This is a genomic window from Rhizobium sp. SVR5-9E (assembly GCF_056755095.1).
The window spans coordinates 1-1,493 of record NZ_JBNDHS010000209.1 but is presented as its reverse complement, the minus strand read 5'-3'; the positions used below and the strand labels follow the sequence as shown (position 1 = coordinate 1,493).

The following is a 1,493-nucleotide window of genomic DNA, read 5'->3' as shown; positions in this document are numbered from 1 at the left end:
TTTCAGGGACTGAAGCGTTACGATCCTCGATTTCGTGTTGAATCTCGACAGCGCAGCGAAGCGCGTCAACAATACTGTGGAATTCCGCGACTATACTATCGCCAGCGGTGTTGAATATGCGACCGCGGTGCACGACGATAACTTCCCGGGCAACAGTGCGGTAAGCGAACAAAGTCGCAGTCGTGGCCTCTTCGTCAGACTCCATAAGACGGCTATATCCGGCCACATCAGCAGCGAGAACCGCGACAAGCCGGCGTTCCATGGACCCAGTCCCCCCTGGCAGGCACACAAGTCTATAAGGTACCCTTAATATTAGGGGATTTGTAGTCTCGATGCCAGATTACGATGCGATCGGAAGTCTTTCGAAGGAAGTTTATCTTCGTCGCTCCGGCGGCGTTGCGGAAAGCCGTATGGAGCCATGCCTAAGATCGTTGAGTGGAAGCAGCGAGTTTGAGTGATTGCGACTTCTCAGCCGCCGCATTTGCGCGCGGCGGTCATTTGAGAATGTCGCAAGTACTTCCCGTAATTCTCGCTGCTTGCTTGCCTCGCGTCTACGATCGCGTTCCCGCTGACTACGCTTCGGATAGGGCCAACCACAATTTCTAAAGAAACCGGGCAGTGGCCTTTAAGGCATAGTATTGCTCAGAAGGCCGTTGACTGAAGGGTATGCATGGATGTCCGCCCGCGATTGCAAGCGGAGGAATATCCCTGACAACAACGCTTCCGGTTTGGATGATGGCGCCTTCACCGATTGTGACTCCGGGTAGTATGGTGACGCCTTCTCCGAGCCAGACATTATCTTCGATTGTGACGTCTTCGACGATGTACGTCTCATCATAAGGTAGCTTGTTGCCGCGCCAATTATGAGTCTCCGTGCGTATTACGCAATTTCGGCCTGAATGGAAGTTGTCGCCAATCGTCACCTTACCTTTCCCATAGATGACGAGCCCGTTGAAATGCGTGTTCCTGCCAAGCCAGGTGTTCGTCGTCAGCATCGTATTACCGCGAGCATGAAGCGGTTCGGTGAACTTCGCCACCTTCTTTCGAAGTCGGATATTCAATCGCTTTGTTCGGAGATGCTGGAGGTATCGTTTAAGTGAAGCCATACCGCCCGGTAGCGTAAAGTACGCCTTTTTTCAATGAGCCCCAAGCGCGTTTCCTGTGAGGTGCACATGTTGCCGAATGGCCGGGAACTAATTAGGCGAAGGACTGCAAGGCGGCGATCAATATGAACTATGTAACAGCCTAAGGCTTGTACGCCTTCCTTGAGAGGGGGACGGTACGGGCATGGCCGCTTCGGGGCGCAATGCGGACGCAGTGCCATGACTACTATCGGCCCATTGCCGCTGGAAGGCGGTTAGCGCCATTGAAGCTCGCGAAGAGCAGACGTACGCGCTATGGCACGTCAGAAGCGGGTCGCTCAACATTCCGTCTGGCGACGGCAATACCCCTGATGCAATGGTGCCGATCCATTCGCGGGCTGGTTCCAGACC

At 54.3% G+C, this 1,493-nt stretch carries 2 protein-coding genes; both read right to left on the bottom strand.

Translation table 11 applies throughout. The features are described 5' to 3' along the window. The coding region (locus ACPYOJ_RS34410; protein ID WP_481420232.1) for a nucleotidyl cyclase domain-containing protein at positions 1-262 on the bottom strand (262 nt) is incomplete at its 3' end. Between the two features lie 340 nt (positions 263-602). Further along, positions 603-1,037, bottom strand: a complete 435-nt coding sequence (locus tag ACPYOJ_RS34405; RefSeq protein ID WP_481420231.1) for an acyltransferase — start codon at positions 1,035-1,037, stop codon at positions 603-605. Positions 1,038-1,493 lie beyond the last annotated feature (456 nt).